The sequence below is a fragment of the Hoylesella timonensis S9-PR14 genome, from assembly GCF_000762405.1.
Taxonomy (GTDB): Bacteria; Bacteroidota; Bacteroidia; order Bacteroidales; family Bacteroidaceae; genus Prevotella; species Prevotella timonensis_A.
In genome coordinates, this window is sequence record NZ_JRPQ01000071.1 from 25,852 (window position 1) to 42,671 (window position 16,820).

Genomic DNA, 16,820 nt, shown 5'->3' on the forward strand with positions numbered 1-16,820 from the left:
TTTGTATCTTTGAATCCCTAAACTGAAAACATGAAACCTGTTATGAATCAAAAAAAAATCTTTTTGGCTACTGCTCTTTTGTGTTCGAGCATAGCTATGTATGCCCAAAGGGCAGGTGGTATCTCGGCTGATATGTTACAAAAAATAGAGCGTATGCAGCCCTCAACACAGTCTTCCAAAGGCATCATCAATGCCTTGGCGTCTAACAACATCGATAATCTGGCACAGAATTATGCCAATAGTGGAACTATAGACGACTATTTTAGTGTAGAAACGCCTAAGCAAAGCATTCATGATCAAAAGAGTAGTGGACGCTGTTGGATGTTTTCTGGCTTTAATGTGTTGCGAGCTAACTTTGCTAAACAGCACAATGATACAATAACTGTAGAATTTTCTCACGCTTATTTATTCTTCTATGACCAGTTGGAAAAGGCAAATCTTATGCTCCAAGGAGTGATTGACAATGCCTCTAAACCCTTGGAGGACACTCGGATGCAGTTCTTTTTCAAGAACCCTATCAATGACGGAGGCACCTTTTGTGGGGTGGCTGACTTAGCCGAAAAGTATGGACTGGTACCAATGAGCGTGATGCCAGAGACGTATTCGAGTAACAATACTCGACTCATGGCACGTATGGTGGCATCGAAATTGCGTGAATATGGATTGGAGTTGCGAAGCATGGTGCATGCTGGAAAGAATAAACGCACGATAGAAACTCGTAAAACAGAAATGCTTTCCACTATTTATAACATCTTGTCAATGACAATAGGCAAGCCTGTTGAGCAGTTTACTTATGCCTTTAAGAACAAAGAAGGGAAAACTGTAACTCCATTAAAGACTTATACTCCTCGTGAATTTTATAACGCTACGGTAGGTCATCCACTGAACGGAACCTTCATCATGCTGATGAACGACCCTCGAAGACCTTATCATCAAACCTACGAAGTAGAGTATGATCGACACACCTACGATGGACATAACTGGAAATATCTAAATCTCCCCATGAACGAGATTGCAGAGTTGGCAATCGCCAGCTTAAAAGATGGACATAAAATGTATAGCTCTTACGATGTAGGGAAGCAGTTCGATCGCAAGCGAGGCTATCTTGATGTAGACAATTATGACTATGGCAGTTTGTTTGGAACCACGTTTAACATGTCAAAGGCTGACCGCATTGCCACCTTTGAAAGTGGCTCTACCCATGCCATGACACTAACGGCAGTAGACCTTGACTCAAAGGGTATGCCTCTAAAGTGGAAAGTAGAAAATAGCTGGGGTGCCAGTGCAGGACACCAAGGTTGTCTCATTATGACGAACAAATGGTTTAACGAATATATGTTTAGATTGGTAGTACACAAAAAATATGTACCTGCCAAACTGTTAAAGGAATATGAGCAAAAGCCCATCATGGTGATGCCAGAAGATCCTTTGTTTGAAGTTGATCAATAAATTACACGAAAAAATGAAAAATATAGGTATCAAATTTTTCCTCCTTTTATCAGCTGTCTTATGGACAGCTGATTTTTCTTTCGGTGCTGATGTGCCCATCCAAAAAATTCGGTATGCTGGACCATTTGTTGTTCAAGTACCTTATAGATTGGACAGTGTCGATGTTTGTCAGCACCCTTACGATACGTTATCAATGTTAGAGACCCCAGTTGATCTTCACCAAGTCTTTCGTGGACGGTTCTTATCGTCTCCTTTCTTACCAAAAACCGACGCTGCTTGTGCTCTTCATCTATTGGGTTTCCAAATTCAGTCCGACGGGTTTGCGCATGCGACGCTCCATGTAGGTGGACTTACACATTATCAATTATATGTAGATGGGCAATTGAACAAGGATGGTAAGCTGACGCTTGAACCTAAAACGCACGACATTGTCATTAAATACCTCTCAAACAAGGGACAATTGGACACGCTTCAACTTCAATTAGAATCACCACAGAGCGAATTGCTGCACATTGATCCAACTCATCAACTCTTCACGCTAAGTCATCTTACCGACCGCAAGTTTGTCACTGGCGTAGAACTTTCGGCAACAGGAGAATATTTAATTACTGCTTATCGTGATGTCGTGAAAGGCGGAAAAACAACTTATACTTGGAAAGTATCAAACCTCAAGTCAGGTGCAGTTGTTGCATCTACCCATCATGCTATCCACTGGATGCCTCGTTCTATGCAGTATTATTGGACACGTGAAGGCAGCCAAGGTCGTGAATTGGTCGTTACCGATGTCAATAGTGGTCAAGAAAATGTCTTAGCAACAAATCTTCCAACAGGCAACTTTGTCATGTCCCCCACAGAAGATTATCTTATATTGCTGAAACAAAACAAAGGGCCAAAGGAAGATAAAGCTATTTATGAGATTCTTGAACCCGAGGATCGACAGCCAGGTTGGCGTGATAGGGTAAGCTTGTTGAAATATGATTTTGCAACAGGTCTTTGCCAAACGCTCACTTTTGGATATCGCAACGTTAGCCTGTTGGACATTTCTGCCGATGGAACTCATTTGCTGTTCATGACCAACCATACTCGTCTCACCCAGCGACCCACAACCTTGTACAACATTTTCGATATGGATTTGCGCACTTTGAGTGTAGAGCAATTGGTGAAGGATGACGGTTTTGTAGCGGATGCTGCTTATGCTCCGTCTGGAAAAGAAATCGTAGTAATGGCATCACCCGAAGCATTTCACGGTGTTGGGGCGAATGTTCCTCAAGGGAAAGTACCCAGCATGTACGATTATCAACTATATCTTTTGAATGTTGCAAATCGAAAAGTGACGCCATTAACCAAGGATTTTAAGCCTGGCGTAAGCAAGTTCAGATGGAATAAATACGATGGTCAGTTATATTTTACTGCCATGGATCGTGACTATGTTCACTTGTTTCGGTGCGATATGCGTACCCATAAAATTCAAAAGATGGCTCAACCCGAAGAGGTTGTCAAACAAATTACTTTTGCAAGTCAAGCGCCAACCATGGTTTTTAGCGGTGAGAGTGCCTCAAATGCCGACCGAGTTTATACGATAAATCTACGTCGCAGTCAGCCAAAACTTGTGGAAGACACCAATCAAGAAACATTGGCAAATGTTCAATTAGGTGCCTGCAAGACTTGGAATTTTGTTAATTCGCGTGGAGATACAATTTGTGGAAGGTATTATTTGCCGCCAAATTTTGATGCTACTCAGCAATATCCGCTCATCGTCAACTACTATGGAGGGTGCTCGCCCACCAGTCGTAACTTTGAAACACGCTACCCACAACATGCCTATGCCGCACTGGGCTATGTGGTATATGTATTGCAGCCCAGCGGTGCAGTAGGGTTTGGGCAGGAGTTCTCGTCACGACATGTCAATACAGCTGGTAAAGGTGTGGCAGAAGATATTATTGAAGGAACGAAGAAATTTGTAGCAGAACATGCCTTTATCAATGCAAAGAAAATAGGATGTATTGGTGCTTCGTATGGAGGATTCATGACTCAATACCTGCAAACTCAAACCGATATTTTTGCTGCTGCCATTTCACATGCGGGCATTAGCGACCATACCAGCTATTGGGGCGAAGGTTATTGGGGATATAGTTATAGCGAAGTGTCCATGGCCAACAGCTATCCATGGAGCAATCCCGAATTGTACGTGAACCAAAGTCCGCTATTCCATGCGGATAAAATCCACACACCGTTGTTGTTCTTGCATGGCAGTGCAGACACCAACGTACCCATTGGTGAAAGCATACAGATGTTTACAGCCTTGAAACTCTTGGGTAGACCAACAGCTTTTGTGGTAGTTGACGGTGAGAACCACCATATACTCGACTATCATAAGCGACAAAAATGGCAAAACACTATTTTTGCTTGGTTTACCAAATGGCTTAAAAACGACAGCACATGGTGGGATGCGCTGTATCCTAAGAAAGCACTTTAAGCGGCAAAGGGAAACAGGTAAAAACTGTTTTGCATAGAAACAAGGTCATGGTATCGGGCTGTCAACAGCATTGCCCTTCTACCATGACCTTGTTGATGAGTGAACTTTGCGTTCACAAAGTTGTCCAAATTTGGCTCACTCAAATAGCACTTAGACCAGTGCCTTTATTAAATCTTCTCGTTCACCAGCCAGCAGGTCAATTACAGGTATCTCTACCATCGTGTAACAACCGGGTTGTTGGTGCATACTGGCACGTGCTACATTAACCAAAACTTGTGCGGTCAAGGCAGGATTGTTAATGCTCATGGTAAACTCCATGCGTTGGTTCTGTGTCTTGCCACTCACTCCCTTGCGCACTAAGTGTACACCGTGTCCCATATCTTTTACGGCATCTACCGAGTCAACAGCCATTACATGCGTTTCATCGTGTGCAAAATAGGGGTCGGCTTTTATCTCTTTAGTTACCTCATCGAGTGTGGCACCTTCTTCCAACTCTACGTACACCATACGTCTGTGAATACCTTCACCCAAAGGAATTGTCATAGAGAGGGCATTCTTCACACCTTTCTTGCTTCTTGCGCACACGCTGTGTCCCATCGACATGCCTGGTCCAAAGTTAGTATAGCTCAATCCTTTGGGTGCAAGGCTTTGCATCAACGTGCGAACAACCGAGTCAGAACCCGGATCCCAACCTGCACTAATGATGCTTACAGCGTGGTGTTCTTTACAGAGAGGCATTAGTGCGCTGCGATAGTCTACAATATCTGTATGAATATCAAAGCTGTCAACGGTATTGATGCCCAAGGGCAATATCTTTTCTGCATATTCTTTACAACTGCGTGAAGGCGTTGCCAAAATGGCAACATCTACACCTTCAAGTTCTTTAATATCCTGTACAACTTTGTAAGGAGCCAATTCGGCTGGCTTGTTTTCTGCGCCTTGTCTGCGTACAATTCCTACTAATTCAAAGTCTTCAGCGGCTTCAACGGCTTCAACCGTAAATTTTCCAATATTGCCATAACCAACTATGGCTGCTCTAATCTTCTTCATTTTGTTTATTTATTATTTGGTTTGAAAAACAGGAATCGTTTACAATGGATACAACAATTCTATTTTGCACCATGAATCCTATCCCTATTTAATTCCTTAATCTGGATACAAAAGTATATAGATTTACGTAGATACACACGCATGTAATTTAGTTTTTAACTCTTTTTTACGAGCTACTTTATGTTGAGCAATGCTATGTTAAAAATATAACATAGGATTAATCAGCCTTGTCTCCACGCTCTAATCAAGACACAAGATAAACTTCCTCACCTCAGAGTCAAGACACAAGGCGGAAAGAAAGGACCCGTTCGTATCAGGTCATGATTTGATATATTTTTGTATATCTTGGCAGATGCGCTGAAAAGGTTCAGACTCACTGTAAGCCGTATTCTTCTTCAACATGGAAGAAATGTTCTCCACAGAGTTACGATAACTTGTCAGTTCATTGCGCTGTTGAGTTCCGTGTTTGCTCTGTTGCATAATCTCTCGCTCACGCTCTTGCGTTAATTGCACACACACTTTATTTAACATGGGCACCACGACTTTATCGAACAAATGATGTCCTTGTATGTACAGATAAGTAGTCTCTGGAGTGACTCCCAATCGGCGCAAGTCGGCTTTCACTTTGAGATAGCCTTCCTTGGCATCAGGATATTCTTTATGAAATCTGGCAATGCGTTTGCCCACCTTCTGACGAACATTGGAAATATTATGCTCGGCATTCGCTATCGTAAAATGCCCAGGCATGATGATGCGAAGAAAGTCGGTAATGGTAAATTTGTTGTAATCGGGAGTGCGATAAAACCAAATACTCCAAATAAAAAGAGGATAAATAGCACGCGAATAATCTTCTAAATATCGCTGCATATCAAAAATATGATGGTCGTTCAGCGTTACCATTACACAGGTATCAAAGAGCGATGGCGCATAACATTGCAGGTTCTCAATGGCGTAGGCGTAGGTATGGAAAATGTATGGATTGGAAAGTATTTCCTTTGAGGTTTGAGTGGCTCCCTGTATTAGATAATCATAATCGGCATCCACACATGCAATCATATCACGACCTACTTTATCTGTAAGCAGATTCATCAACACTGCCTTCTTTCCACGCTCCAAGTGTTGAAGACGAGAAGGTAACATGATTTGAAAATAACATTTGTCATCTTCAAACTCTCTCAATACCGTGCGCCAAAAATAAATATCATCGTAACTCTCTACATACGCCACAATGCGCCGTTTAGCGTTCAATGATTTGAGTTGATTGGCAGCCCCAATATAGGCAGATGAAATATTATCTTTTAGTCGTTTTCCCATTTCAAGCCCTGATTCAAGGTGGTTTCAAGTGCTATCGATTCACATCTGTGATGTCACTTACCTCAGTAACGTGTTCCATCCAGCCATTCATAATCACCGCTGGCGAATGAGTCGTCAGAATGAGTTGTACATTCGGATTTAATTGTAATATCAAATCAATGAGCTGCTCTTGCCAGTCAATGTGCAAACTTACTTCTGGCTCATCCATAAAGAGCACGTAGGGTTGGTGGTCTTGAATTAAGACTGTGAGCAAGATGGCAAGTATTTGCTTCTCTCCACTGGAGAGTTGGTAAGGCACCAGTGTTTCACCAAGTTGGGAAAAGCGAATTTCGTTTTGTGTTCGAATGATAGTTTTACCCGTATCGGCAAATAATTTATCCATCATGTCTTGAAACAACACCTTGGCTGAAGAGAGTTGTTGGGCAGTAGCAGCAGCGTCAGGTCCACCTTTCTGTAACGCCTCTATCATCCGATTTCCTACATTAACTTGATAATCGAGATACTTACGCTGCAACTGAAACAATTGCCAATCCAATTCTGTTGCCAACCGCTTATCTACTTTGGCAACGGTATCGGAGCTCATTAAAGGTCTGTCGAAAGAGCGAATAATATCATATCGTACGCAATCTGCATCATCAGGAGACACGGTAATCTTGACACTTGGTGGCAATTCTGAAATCAAGTTATTACCTTCTAACAGTCCTTTGATCACTTTATTGAGAATGGTACTCTTACCCACCCCATTGATACCACTAAGCACATTCACCTGCCTGTCAAGATTCCACACAATATGTCGTCTACCACTCCACAGAGAATCTATCTCAATTCGTTTGATATAATCTGCGTATTTCATCTGTCCAATGTTTTATCTGTCAAGCATGGCAACACTCGCACAATGCAAAGGCTACCACCCATGCCACCTGTTGATTGGACAAATATACAGAATTATCGGTAATGTGCCAAGCGCTATCTAAATTAAAAATAAAAATAAAACAGCCCATGATGAATACTGAATGAAAAAATACATGAAAGGAACTGTTGAAAAAAATAGAACATAATGAACACGCTCTTTTATTTGAGAAAAAATGCTTGTCTCTGACTGACCTTTTAATGAAAGAGCTGCGGCTTTTTATCATTATTATCTATGGCTAAGGCATTCGCTATCTTTGTCCTATAATTTTACCAAAAATCGACCATCTAAAATCTGCAAAATAGAAAAAAAATAATAGGCAAACGGTATGCAAAAATGCACTGATTTTAACAAAAAAGACGCTTTTTACAGCTGAAGCAATGACTTTACGGTCTTGGAAACATACATTAGAGGTGTTATTCACATGCTTCAGCGGCATTAAAGCATGCAAATAGGAGGCTTATCTCAATGCTTCAGTCGCCAAAAAGTGGAAAAAAGGGGAAAGAAAAGAGATGATAAAAATATAATACGCTTAATAACAATGGGTTATGAAAGTTTCTCATAATTCGCGTATTTGCGACCAACTTTGCAGTTGGTGATTTACATGCGAGTTATGAGAGGCACTTTGTAAAGAAAATTCAGCATTTATTATCCTCCAAAACACCGTACCAAGTATCTTACATATGCTGTATTATGGATGCTTCTTTGTTGTAAAAATGTCGCTCTTTTGATGAAAGAGCAGTATGTAATCAAAATAAGATCATCTATATATTTGATTTTCTCATAGTTTTTCTTAATTTTGTGTGAAACATACAATTGTACGAAATAAGAGGTGAGTTCCTCATTGCTAAGCGTTCGATAAGGCGGGTTACTACTGCATGGGAAAAGTTATAGCTTCAGAAGAATGTGATTTGAATAAAAACCTAACACATCTTGTTCAAGGTAACAGAATTGTAATATTTCTGAAACATCTATGAAGAGTTGATGTGCTAACTTTGTCAACTGAATACATTTATTGTTATCAAATATGGAAGAAAACAATTATCGCATTCTCGTCGTAGACGATGAACAAGACTTATGTGAGATTCTGAAGTTCAATCTCGAGACTGAAGGGTATGCTGTTGATACTGCCAATTCGGCAGAGGAAGCCATGAATATGGAGCTAACATCGTACAATTTGTTATTGTTGGATGTCATGATGGGAACGATGTCTGGCTTTGCCATGGCAAAGAAGCTTAAAGAGGAGTCAGCAACAACCCATATTCCAATTATTTTCTTGACTGCCAGAGACACTGAGAATGATACGGTGACAGGATTTAATTTAGGAGCAGATGACTATATCAGCAAGCCTTTCTCCATTCGCGAAGTCTTGGTACGGATTCGTGCGGTCATCAGAAGAACTGCAGAAACGGAAGACCATAAGCAACCAAAGATGCTCAAATATCAAGGTTTGGAGATGAATTTGGACAGAAAAACGGTTTCTATTGATGGCAAGGATGTTCCTTTTACTAAAACAGAATTTGAGTTATTGCATCTCTTACTCTCAGAAAAAGGACACGTCTTTTCACGTCAAGAGCTTATTGATCGTATCTGGCCGAAGGATGTGTTGGTACTCGACCGAACTGTAGATGTTAATATCACACGCTTAAGAAAAAAGATTAATCGGTTTTCAAAGTGCATCGTCACACGTTTAGGATTTGGCTATTATTTTGACGCACTATGAGAAAAATATCCGTAGGGACACGCCTATACGTCAGTATTATGGCGATTTTTTTGCTGTTTGCCATTGCATTTATTGTATTTCAACAAGTCCGTGAAAAACAATATAAAATAGAACTGCTGAATGAGAAACTGCAAAACTATAATAAGCAGTTAGCTGATGCCATGAAGTATATGGGCAAGACCGACGAGACGACATTGGACTCCTATGTGAAGACACACAGTTTACCTAACCTCCGAGTAACAATTATAGACAACGAAGGGCATGTTACGTTTGACAACTTAGAAAAGAATTACAACCGTTTTACAAATCACGCCAATCGTCCAGAGGTCATAGAAGCCAAAAAAAAAGGGACAGGTTCAAGTGTAGAAAGAAATAGTAAGACGTTAAAGCAGGAGTTTTTTTATTCGGCAACTTACTTCAACGATAGCAAAATCACGATTCGCAGTGCCTTACCGTATAATAATGATTTGGCAAAATCGCTTCAAACAGATCAGCATTTCATTTGGTTTGCGTTGACAACTATTATTATATTGACGTTAGTATTATGGCGTTTCTTGAGTAGATTAGGTGCCAACATTACAAAGCTCAAACTTTTTGCCAGTAGAGCCGACCATAATGAAAGCTTGGAAACAGAAGATTTGATTGCTTTTCCTGACGACGAATTGGGAGAGATAGCCGAAAGAATTATCAAAATCTATAAACGTCTTCAGAGTACACGACAAGAACAAGATAAGCTAAAACGACAACTTACTCAAAATATTGCGCACGAATTAAAAACTCCCGTAGCAAGCATTCAGGGCTATTTGGAAACTATCTTAGACAATCCCCATATCGACGAGGAGACGAAGAAGCAATTTTTGAAACACAGTTATGCCCAAAGTCAGCGACTAACCTCTCTCCTACAAGACATCTCTACGTTGAATAGGATGGATGATGCCCCTGAAATAAAAGAAAATGTAGAAGTAAATATCTCTCAAATGATAGAAGATATTAGTAAAGAGACTGCGCTACAATTAGAAAAGCACCACATGAGCTTTATCATCAATCTTCCTAAAACCATCATTGTGCACGGGAATAAAAGCCTGCTATATAGTATCTTTAGAAATCTGACAGATAACGCTATCGCTTATGCAGGCAATGGCACCACGATTACATTGGATGCCGTAGAAAACAATAAAGATTGGAGTTTTGCGTTTTATGATAATGGCATTGGAGTCGCAAATGAACATTTGTCGCGCATTTTTGAACGCTTTTATCGAATAGATAAAGGGAGAAGTAGAAAATTAGGCGGCACAGGTTTAGGACTCGCTATTGTAAAGAATGCTGTGATGATTCATGGAGGAACGATTCAAGCTAAAAACCTACCCACAGGAGGTCTGCGATTTGATTTTAATATTAAAAAGAATAACGAATGAAAATAACACAAGCCACCAAAGAACAAGCAAGAGAAATTGCAAAACTCATCATGCTTGCCATGAACTATGAGTGTTGTCAAAACTTAGCAGGTCCCAATCACACACTGAACGAGTTTGAAGACTTGATGACCGAATTGGTGAGCATGGACGAAAGCCAATACAGTTATAAGAACACCTTCGTAGCATTGAGTGATAACAACGAAGTAGCAGGTATTTGTGTGAGTTACCACGGTGCCGACCTGAAGAAGCTGAGAAAGGTATTCATTGAAAAAGCACTTCAAAAATTCAACATCGACTATCGAGATATGAAAGACGAGGCACAGCCTGACGAACTATATATTGACAGTATTGCTATTCTTCCGCAATACCGCCGCAAGGGCATTGCCAAAGAACTGATCATGCAAGCCTTAAATAAGGCGAAAGAAATGAAGATAGATAAAATTGGACTTTTAGTGGATAAAGACAATCCACATGCAGAGCGCCTCTACACGACCCAAGGGTTTCGGTATGTAGACGACACCGATTGGGGTGGACATCCCATGAAACATCTACAGTATTTGATTACTTTTTACGGATAGGATAAGAAAAAGCGTTCAGTGATGCGGGTACGCCATCTACGAGCGTCTCCGCACACACATTCATATAAGTTGTGTAGCTACCATTGTAATATTCTACGACCGCTATTCCGTTTTCGTCAGTCTTCAAATTCGGATTCCAATATAAAGTACGACGCATCTCATCGGCATTGTTGTCAAAGTATCCACTCTCTGGATAGATGGGCGAATAAAAAGCCTTTGGCTCATCATATCCTTGAATCACTGTGCGACGGATGCCTCGTGATGGACGATAATTTTTGTTAGAACTCCAATTGTCAGCCATCTTAAACGCACAACGTACTACATACTTATTGAGTGCTATCTGACTGGCAGTGTCTACACGTAAATGAGTATAAGCATCGGTGAGTTCAGACTTCTGTATGCGATAGTTATCATCAACCGAATAAGCGTATCTGTTAAACTTGTCCATGTACAACATCGCCGTTTCTACCATGTCAAGGTCTTTCTCGATATAGGGCAGTTGTATCTCTTCTCCATTCACGCTATATCGCAACGGATTAACACCATATTGCGTTCCTTCTGGGTTAATAAGTGGGTTAAGGTTGTGCAAGAAAAATCCCACCTCATTTGATACATACTTCCCTTCATCGCGTAGTTTGTCGATATGTTTACGAATATTATAAAAGGCAAGAATATCTCGTTCAAAAGACTCGGTGTCTTTCAAAGTACTATGTCGCTTTTTACCTTTTACCACCACCTCGTCTATCTGCAAAGCATTCGCTTCAAGTTGATTTGTTGTTAGCGAATCGACCAGTTGTTGCAGTGCCAAAGTGTCTACAGGGTCCTCCCAAGTGGGGTGCAACTCTCGCCAATCATAGGCTCTTAAGCCAGGTTCAAAGTTGCGATAAAGACTCACATCGGCATAACGATTCTTTTGCTTACCATTGCGTTTGGTCTGAATGACAGACTCCATACGACCATACATATCGTCCATTGGCAGACTGAAATTCCCTAATGAGTCGGTATAGGTAGCTCCCGACACATAAATCGTGTCGCGCTTACCTAACACTGTAACGGCAATATTAGACTGTTGCTTGCCAAACCAAGAGTCTACATGCCCATACAGGGTCAAGTTTGGTTCGGGCATTTGCTTCGGTTCAAACGGCTTCTCACCGATAAGCTGAGTTATATCGTATTGTCTCCAACCACGAATAAGCAACAAATTGTCTAACAATTTGCGCCTTCCCCTACTCCGTTCTTCAAAATAATACGCTGGTTGATGAATATAACCTCTTAAATCGGAAGTGAGCAGTAAGTCGGTCTCAATGGTTTGAGAGGCTGGTATATAGTCGGTTTGTTCACCATCACGTATGGCTATCGACACACTGGCATTGCGTACAGGTTTCCCCTCCGTATCGGTAACCCTTACCTCATAGCGTGCTCTCTGATAGGGCGTGTACACCTTACTATCGCTAACACCTTTCATGGTGATTGTCTTCTTTGGATAGGAAAAACAAAAACGGTCGCAAAGAGTATGTCCTGCTGCATTGATAAGCGACATACGCACAATGCCAGGAGGCAAGTCTGATTTCATGATTCGCAGTGTCTTCGACACTTTACCCACAAATTCTATGGTGTTGAAACTATGCGGTGTTCCTTGAGAAAAGGTGAACAAAGCCAAGGAATCTGTCAACGATTCTGAACTTCTCTTTACCGTTACATCGAAAGATGTTTCTCGATTTGCTACCGACATGGAATAACCTTGTGGCAAAGCTTTGGGCAACTCAAAACGATAAGTACTGCCTCGAAAAAGGATTTCTACATTGGCTGGTTGTTCACGAGGTGTATACATGAAGCTCCCCATCCCATCATGAATCGTAGAAATGGGAATTGTACGTTCGCCCGAAGGAGAAAGTAAGAATCCGTCAAGGTTTACAAAACCGCTGTCACGGCTCACTGTTTCGAAACCAATCACAGAGGGAATGCCTTGCACCAAGTTACCACCCTCAGGGTAAAAACGAGCTTCTAACTCATCTTTTTGAGGAAGCGGACGTTGCGCCATACTCTTGTCCATGTTGTATACAGCAATACTTCTGGGAGACTCCTTATGTGTGAGCCGCTTCCGATATATGGGAATGGTTTGTGAAAAGTACGACGCATCGTCAAAAGCCAACATCCAACGAGTGTAAGCTCGTATCTCATAATAACCCGTGAAAAAGGTATTCGTCAGGGCAATATGCCCTGCTCCCTCACCATCGCGCAACTTAATGATATGGCGCTCCAATACATTGCCGAGCTGATCGAGCAATTCTACATAAAGCGGTTTGCTGATACTGCTCAACTGATTATTTGTAGCCGTTACAACATACGCCTTAAACCATATAGTATCACCTTGGTAATAGCTGCTGTTATCTAAATGCAAATGCACCTTCTCCCGTGGAAACGTTTTGGAAAAGGTTACAGCATTTGCAAAAAAACGTTCAAAAACAGAACTGTTTTGTGCTGTCGCAGGCAATGTTCCCAGCAACAACACAAATAGACTACAAATAATTTTATCAATCATGTTTTTCCAGATTATATTATTATCAACCAATCGTAATCAGCGATAAGTTTATATAACTGTCGGGAAAATGAAAGTACGGATAACCCAATAACATAGGATTCCTGATAAATAACTCACCAAAGCGATCCAACTAACGTGCTTGAGATACCAACCAAAGGTTATCTTCTCCAATCCCATGACAACCACGCCAGCAGCACTACCCACGATAAGGATAGAACCTCCTACGCCAGCACAGTATGCCAACAACTGCCAGAAGATGCCATCTACTGCCATATCTCCTGCTGCCTCAATTGGATACATGCCCATACACCCAGCCACTAATGGAACATTATCAACGATACTTGAAATAACACCGATGATACCTGTCACCATGTAATGGTTACCGTTAGATACGTCATTGAGCCATTTGCCAAGTCCTTCTAACACACCTATTTGCTCCAAACTCGCTACTGCCATGAGGATACCGAGGAAGAACAAGATCGTGGACATATCAATATTAGATAACAAATTGCTTACACGCTTGGCCATACTGTCCTTTTTGCGATGCAATCGGCGATAAAACACCTCGGTCACAGTCCATAACACACCCAACACTAAGAGGATACCCACAAATGGAGGTAAATGTGTAATGCTCTTAAAAATAGGAACGAACATTAATCCACCCACACCCAAGAAGAAAATTATCTTGCGCTGTGTACTGCTAAAGTCAAGCACCTGATAGTCGGAGGTAACATGAACATCAGTAGGTTCTAACTCGCCCTTCAATTGATATTGCAAAATAAACGCTGGTACGATCATCGCTACCAACGATGGAACAAAGATCTCCTCAATGACACCTGCTGTGGTGATGGTTCCCTTGTTCCACAACATAATGGTAGTAACGTCTCCAATGGGCGAAAAAGCTCCACCTGAATTGGCTGCTATAATAACCAAGGCGGCATAGATAAGACGGTCTTCGTGTGACTTCACCAGTTTGCGCAGTATCATAATCATCACGATACTGGTAGTAAGGTTGTCGAGCACAGCCGACAGGAAGAAAGTCATAAAGGCAATGCGCCACAACAATGAGCGCTTGCTCTTGGTCTTCATGACACCTCGCACAAAGTTGAAACCGCCGTTTTGGTCGACTACTTCTACAATCGTCATCGCTCCCATCAAGAAGAACAAGGTTGTAGACGTGCTACCCAAATGCTTTTCAATCACACTACTCACCTCGTTTACCAACTCTTGTCCAGAGAACCCAGGCAAATAGGTATTAGGATCCAGCATAAACAGTGTCCAACAGGCCACAAACATCAGCAAAGCAACAGCTGCCTTGTTCACTTTTGTAACACTCTCGATGGCTATAAATAAATAGCCAATACAAAAAACGATAACAATCGCTAATGTCAAAGATGCCATAAACTAAAAACTTAAAACCTTTTTAATGAAAATAAACGGACATACAGGCATTGTTCTTTAGAATGCCCTCCGCCCACATTTTTATTGCTCACAACCTATAAAAGAGCATTTGTTAGTTCTTCTTAGATTAAATTGTTTGCAAAGATAAGTTTTGAAAACTATTCTACCAAATAAAAGCAGGTGTTTATTTTTACAATTGCTGTTTTGTCATCTTGGTATGTCATATCAAGGCTATTATCATCTTGTTGCTACAGTTCTTTTGGAAAATAACGTAAAGAGACTACCCCAGTTCGGACTAAGCCCAAACCGGGGTAATTGCTTAAAGAGGATAAAACGAGCTTCGTTATTCCTAAAAAAGGTCAAACACTCATGACTCTTTTAAGGGTAAGACTCGTGAGAAAGCCTTGCAGAAACTATTTGATGTATCCCGCGTTCTGACGTATAAGACCTTTGGTGATACGCAGCTCATAATCTGGTACGGGCAAATTCCAACGATTGGGCGTCACGGCACTTAGTGTCTTGTCCTTTAAGAGGTTGTTGGTTCGCATAAGATCCCAACGATAATGCCCCTCATACGCCAACTCATGCCGCCTTTCCAGCAAAATGGCTTTCAACAATGATTGCGTATCAGGAAAATCAGACACAGTGAATCGTTTCGGTTTCATACCATCAGGGAAGGCTCGCTGGTGGATGTCGTTGAGTTGATCAACAGCCTGTCGTGAAACACTGTTGGTGGTACGGACAAGCGTCTCAGCATAAGTGAGTTTCATCTCTGTCAGTCGCATATAGATAACATCGTCGTACATGCCTCCACAGTATTTGCGAGTAGTGAGGTCGTTAGGGTTGTCAGAAGTCGAACCTGTCACGATAAGCTGTGAACGTCGAACATCGTTAGACGCATAATTCTCGACAGCAGTTCGAGGTATATAGAAAAGTCGTTTTTGATAATACCGCATACCGTTCGGGTAATTGGCAGTGTATATGCGGCTTGGCTCGAAGAACATAAGCTCGCTACTGTACGTTGTAGGGTTGGGATAGCCTGTTGACTGCGAGAACTCATTAGATGGGAAAAGGTTGTCCGTATATTCGTTAGGCGAATTAGAGAAACCATACGCTCCACTGTTCAGTACTTCTGCCGCATATTTTTCAGCCAACTGCAACTCTTCCATGGTGTTCGTAAACGTTCCCTTATAAAGGTAAACGCGACTAAGCAACCCCTGTGCAACGCTTTTGTTGGCTCTAACTCGAGCCGATGGTGAAGGAACAGACTGCGGTAAGTCAACAATGGCTTCTTGAAGGTCGTTAATGATTTGTTTCCAACATTCAGCATTACTTACACGCGGCTGGTGATTGTTGGGATCATATCCTTTATAAGGTTCAAGACGCATCACCAAACCGTCTCCCGCATCATTGCCAAGAAGGGCTTGGTCACCAAACAGACAAAGCATATAGAAGTAAGCGTATGCCCTAATAAACTTAGCCTCAGCAATATGTTGGCGTTTCACTTCGTCCTTGTATTGACCATACGCCTCAACACCATGGATAACGTTGTTGGCGTAGTCGATTACATTGTAGCCCCATTGCCATACATAGTATAACAATTGGTCGTGTTCGTTGGCAGTGTATTGACTGGTCTCAACCGCCACGAGCGTTGTAGACGATGGTCGTACTTTGAGATTGTCAGTCGTTAAGTCAGCCAACATGAGGGCATAACCCATGTTGGAATAATTGTTCTGATCTTGCGGAGCACCGCTAAGAAAGACGTTAAGCCTCACATAACTTCCCGTAAGAGCCGCTTCGGCTGTTTTTTGAGTACGATATACCTTTTCGTCAACGTACACGTTCTCTGGTTCCATGTCCAAATCACAGCTAAACAGTGAGAAGACGAGGACTGTAGAGAGCAGTGTTCGCAAATGATTTTTATATTTCATCTTATGTTTTCCTTAGATAATGAACTACCTT

The 16,820-nt window shown here is 41.5% G+C and carries 11 protein-coding genes; 5 read left to right on the forward strand and 6 right to left on the reverse strand.

The annotated features are described in order from the left end of the window. Window positions 1-42: 42 nt before the first annotated feature. Both HMPREF9304_RS04085 and HMPREF9304_RS04090 read left to right on the forward strand, forming a co-directional pair. A complete protein-coding gene (locus HMPREF9304_RS04085; protein WP_036926770.1) occupies window positions 43-1,449 on the forward strand; it encodes a C1 family peptidase in 1,407 nt (468 codons plus the stop codon). Window positions 1,450-1,462: 13 nt separating this feature from the next. Continuing rightward, a complete protein-coding gene (locus HMPREF9304_RS04090) occupies window positions 1,463-3,925 on the forward strand; it encodes a S9 family peptidase (RefSeq protein WP_081953637.1) in 2,463 nt (820 codons plus the stop codon). Between the two features lie 150 nt (window positions 3,926-4,075). Here HMPREF9304_RS04090 and HMPREF9304_RS04095 read toward each other — a convergent pair whose 3' ends face one another. The 3 genes from HMPREF9304_RS04095 to HMPREF9304_RS04105 all read right to left on the reverse strand — a co-directional run bounded on the left by HMPREF9304_RS04095 (window position 4,076) and on the right by HMPREF9304_RS04105 (window position 7,142). Beyond that, window positions 4,076-4,975 (reverse strand): diaminopimelate dehydrogenase, encoded by a 900-nt coding sequence (locus HMPREF9304_RS04095; RefSeq protein WP_008123387.1) that lies wholly within the window; start codon window positions 4,973-4,975, stop codon window positions 4,076-4,078. 318 nt (window positions 4,976-5,293) lie between these two features. Next, entirely contained in the window at window positions 5,294-6,289 is a 996-nt protein-coding gene (locus HMPREF9304_RS04100) for a DUF4435 domain-containing protein (protein ID WP_036926703.1), read from the reverse strand. A 31-nt stretch (window positions 6,290-6,320) separates the two neighbouring features. Next, complete coding sequence (locus HMPREF9304_RS04105; protein ID WP_036926706.1) at window positions 6,321-7,142, reverse strand: AAA family ATPase; 822 nt, start codon at window positions 7,140-7,142, stop codon at window positions 6,321-6,323. Between the two features lie 1,084 nt (window positions 7,143-8,226). On the opposite strand from HMPREF9304_RS04105, the gene phoB reads away from it, so the two are divergent. Genes phoB through HMPREF9304_RS04125 form a run of 3 tightly spaced genes read left to right on the forward strand, consistent with a single transcriptional unit; the run spans window position 8,227 to window position 10,915 of the window. Next, window positions 8,227-8,922 carry a two-component system response regulator PhoB gene (gene phoB, locus HMPREF9304_RS04115; protein WP_036926709.1) on the forward strand — a complete coding sequence of 232 codons (696 nt, stop codon included), beginning with the start codon at window positions 8,227-8,229 and terminating at the stop codon, window positions 8,920-8,922. After that, window positions 8,919-10,337: a sensor histidine kinase gene (locus tag HMPREF9304_RS04120; protein ID WP_036926711.1), complete on the forward strand. Its 1,419-nt coding sequence runs from the start codon at window positions 8,919-8,921 to the stop codon at window positions 10,335-10,337. The genes phoB and HMPREF9304_RS04120 overlap by 4 nt, the downstream gene beginning before the upstream one ends. After that, window positions 10,334-10,915: a GNAT family N-acetyltransferase gene (locus HMPREF9304_RS04125; RefSeq protein WP_036926713.1), complete on the forward strand. Its 582-nt coding sequence runs from the start codon at window positions 10,334-10,336 to the stop codon at window positions 10,913-10,915. The genes HMPREF9304_RS04120 and HMPREF9304_RS04125 overlap by 4 nt, the downstream gene beginning before the upstream one ends. On the opposite strand, the gene HMPREF9304_RS04130 is transcribed toward HMPREF9304_RS04125, so the two are convergent. The 3 genes from HMPREF9304_RS04130 to HMPREF9304_RS04140 all read right to left on the reverse strand — a co-directional run bounded on the left by HMPREF9304_RS04130 (window position 10,899) and on the right by HMPREF9304_RS04140 (window position 16,789). After that, window positions 10,899-13,457, reverse strand: coding sequence for a peptidase associated/transthyretin-like domain-containing protein (locus tag HMPREF9304_RS04130; RefSeq protein WP_052045888.1), 2,559 nt, complete (start codon window positions 13,455-13,457; stop codon window positions 10,899-10,901). The two genes, HMPREF9304_RS04125 and HMPREF9304_RS04130, sit on opposite strands and share 17 nt — an antisense overlap. Before the next feature lie 48 nt (window positions 13,458-13,505). Then, a complete protein-coding gene (gene nhaD, locus HMPREF9304_RS04135) occupies window positions 13,506-14,858 on the reverse strand; it encodes a sodium:proton antiporter NhaD (protein WP_036926717.1) in 1,353 nt (450 codons plus the stop codon). 413 nt (window positions 14,859-15,271) lie between these two features. Beyond that, entirely contained in the window at window positions 15,272-16,789 is a 1,518-nt protein-coding gene (locus HMPREF9304_RS04140; RefSeq protein WP_081953640.1) for a RagB/SusD family nutrient uptake outer membrane protein, read from the reverse strand. Between the last annotated feature and the right edge of the window lie 31 nt (window positions 16,790-16,820).

Excerpts from the sequence above, each read along its gene's own strand:
- HMPREF9304_RS04085 (WP_036926770.1), top strand. The coding sequence starts at position 43 with ATGAATCAAAAAAAAATCTTTTTGGCTACTGCTCTTTTGTGTTCGAGC.
- HMPREF9304_RS04090 (WP_081953637.1), top strand. The coding sequence starts at position 1,463 with ATGAAAAATATAGGTATCAAATTTTTCCTCCTTTTATCAGCTGTCTTA.
- HMPREF9304_RS04095 (WP_008123387.1), bottom strand. The coding sequence starts at position 4,975 with ATGAAGAAGATTAGAGCAGCCATAGTTGGTTATGGCAATATTGGAAAA.
- HMPREF9304_RS04100 (WP_036926703.1), bottom strand. The coding sequence starts at position 6,289 with ATGGGAAAACGACTAAAAGATAATATTTCATCTGCCTATATTGGGGCT.
- HMPREF9304_RS04105 (WP_036926706.1), bottom strand. The coding sequence starts at position 7,142 with ATGAAATACGCAGATTATATCAAACGAATTGAGATAGATTCTCTGTGG.
- phoB (WP_036926709.1), top strand. The coding sequence starts at position 8,227 with ATGGAAGAAAACAATTATCGCATTCTCGTCGTAGACGATGAACAAGAC.
- HMPREF9304_RS04120 (WP_036926711.1), top strand. The coding sequence starts at position 8,919 with ATGAGAAAAATATCCGTAGGGACACGCCTATACGTCAGTATTATGGCG.
- HMPREF9304_RS04125 (WP_036926713.1), top strand. The coding sequence starts at position 10,334 with ATGAAAATAACACAAGCCACCAAAGAACAAGCAAGAGAAATTGCAAAA.
- HMPREF9304_RS04130 (WP_052045888.1), bottom strand. The coding sequence starts at position 13,457 with ATGATTGATAAAATTATTTGTAGTCTATTTGTGTTGTTGCTGGGAACA.
- nhaD (WP_036926717.1), bottom strand. The coding sequence starts at position 14,858 with ATGGCATCTTTGACATTAGCGATTGTTATCGTTTTTTGTATTGGCTAT.
- HMPREF9304_RS04140 (WP_081953640.1), bottom strand. The coding sequence starts at position 16,789 with ATGAAATATAAAAATCATTTGCGAACACTGCTCTCTACAGTCCTCGTC.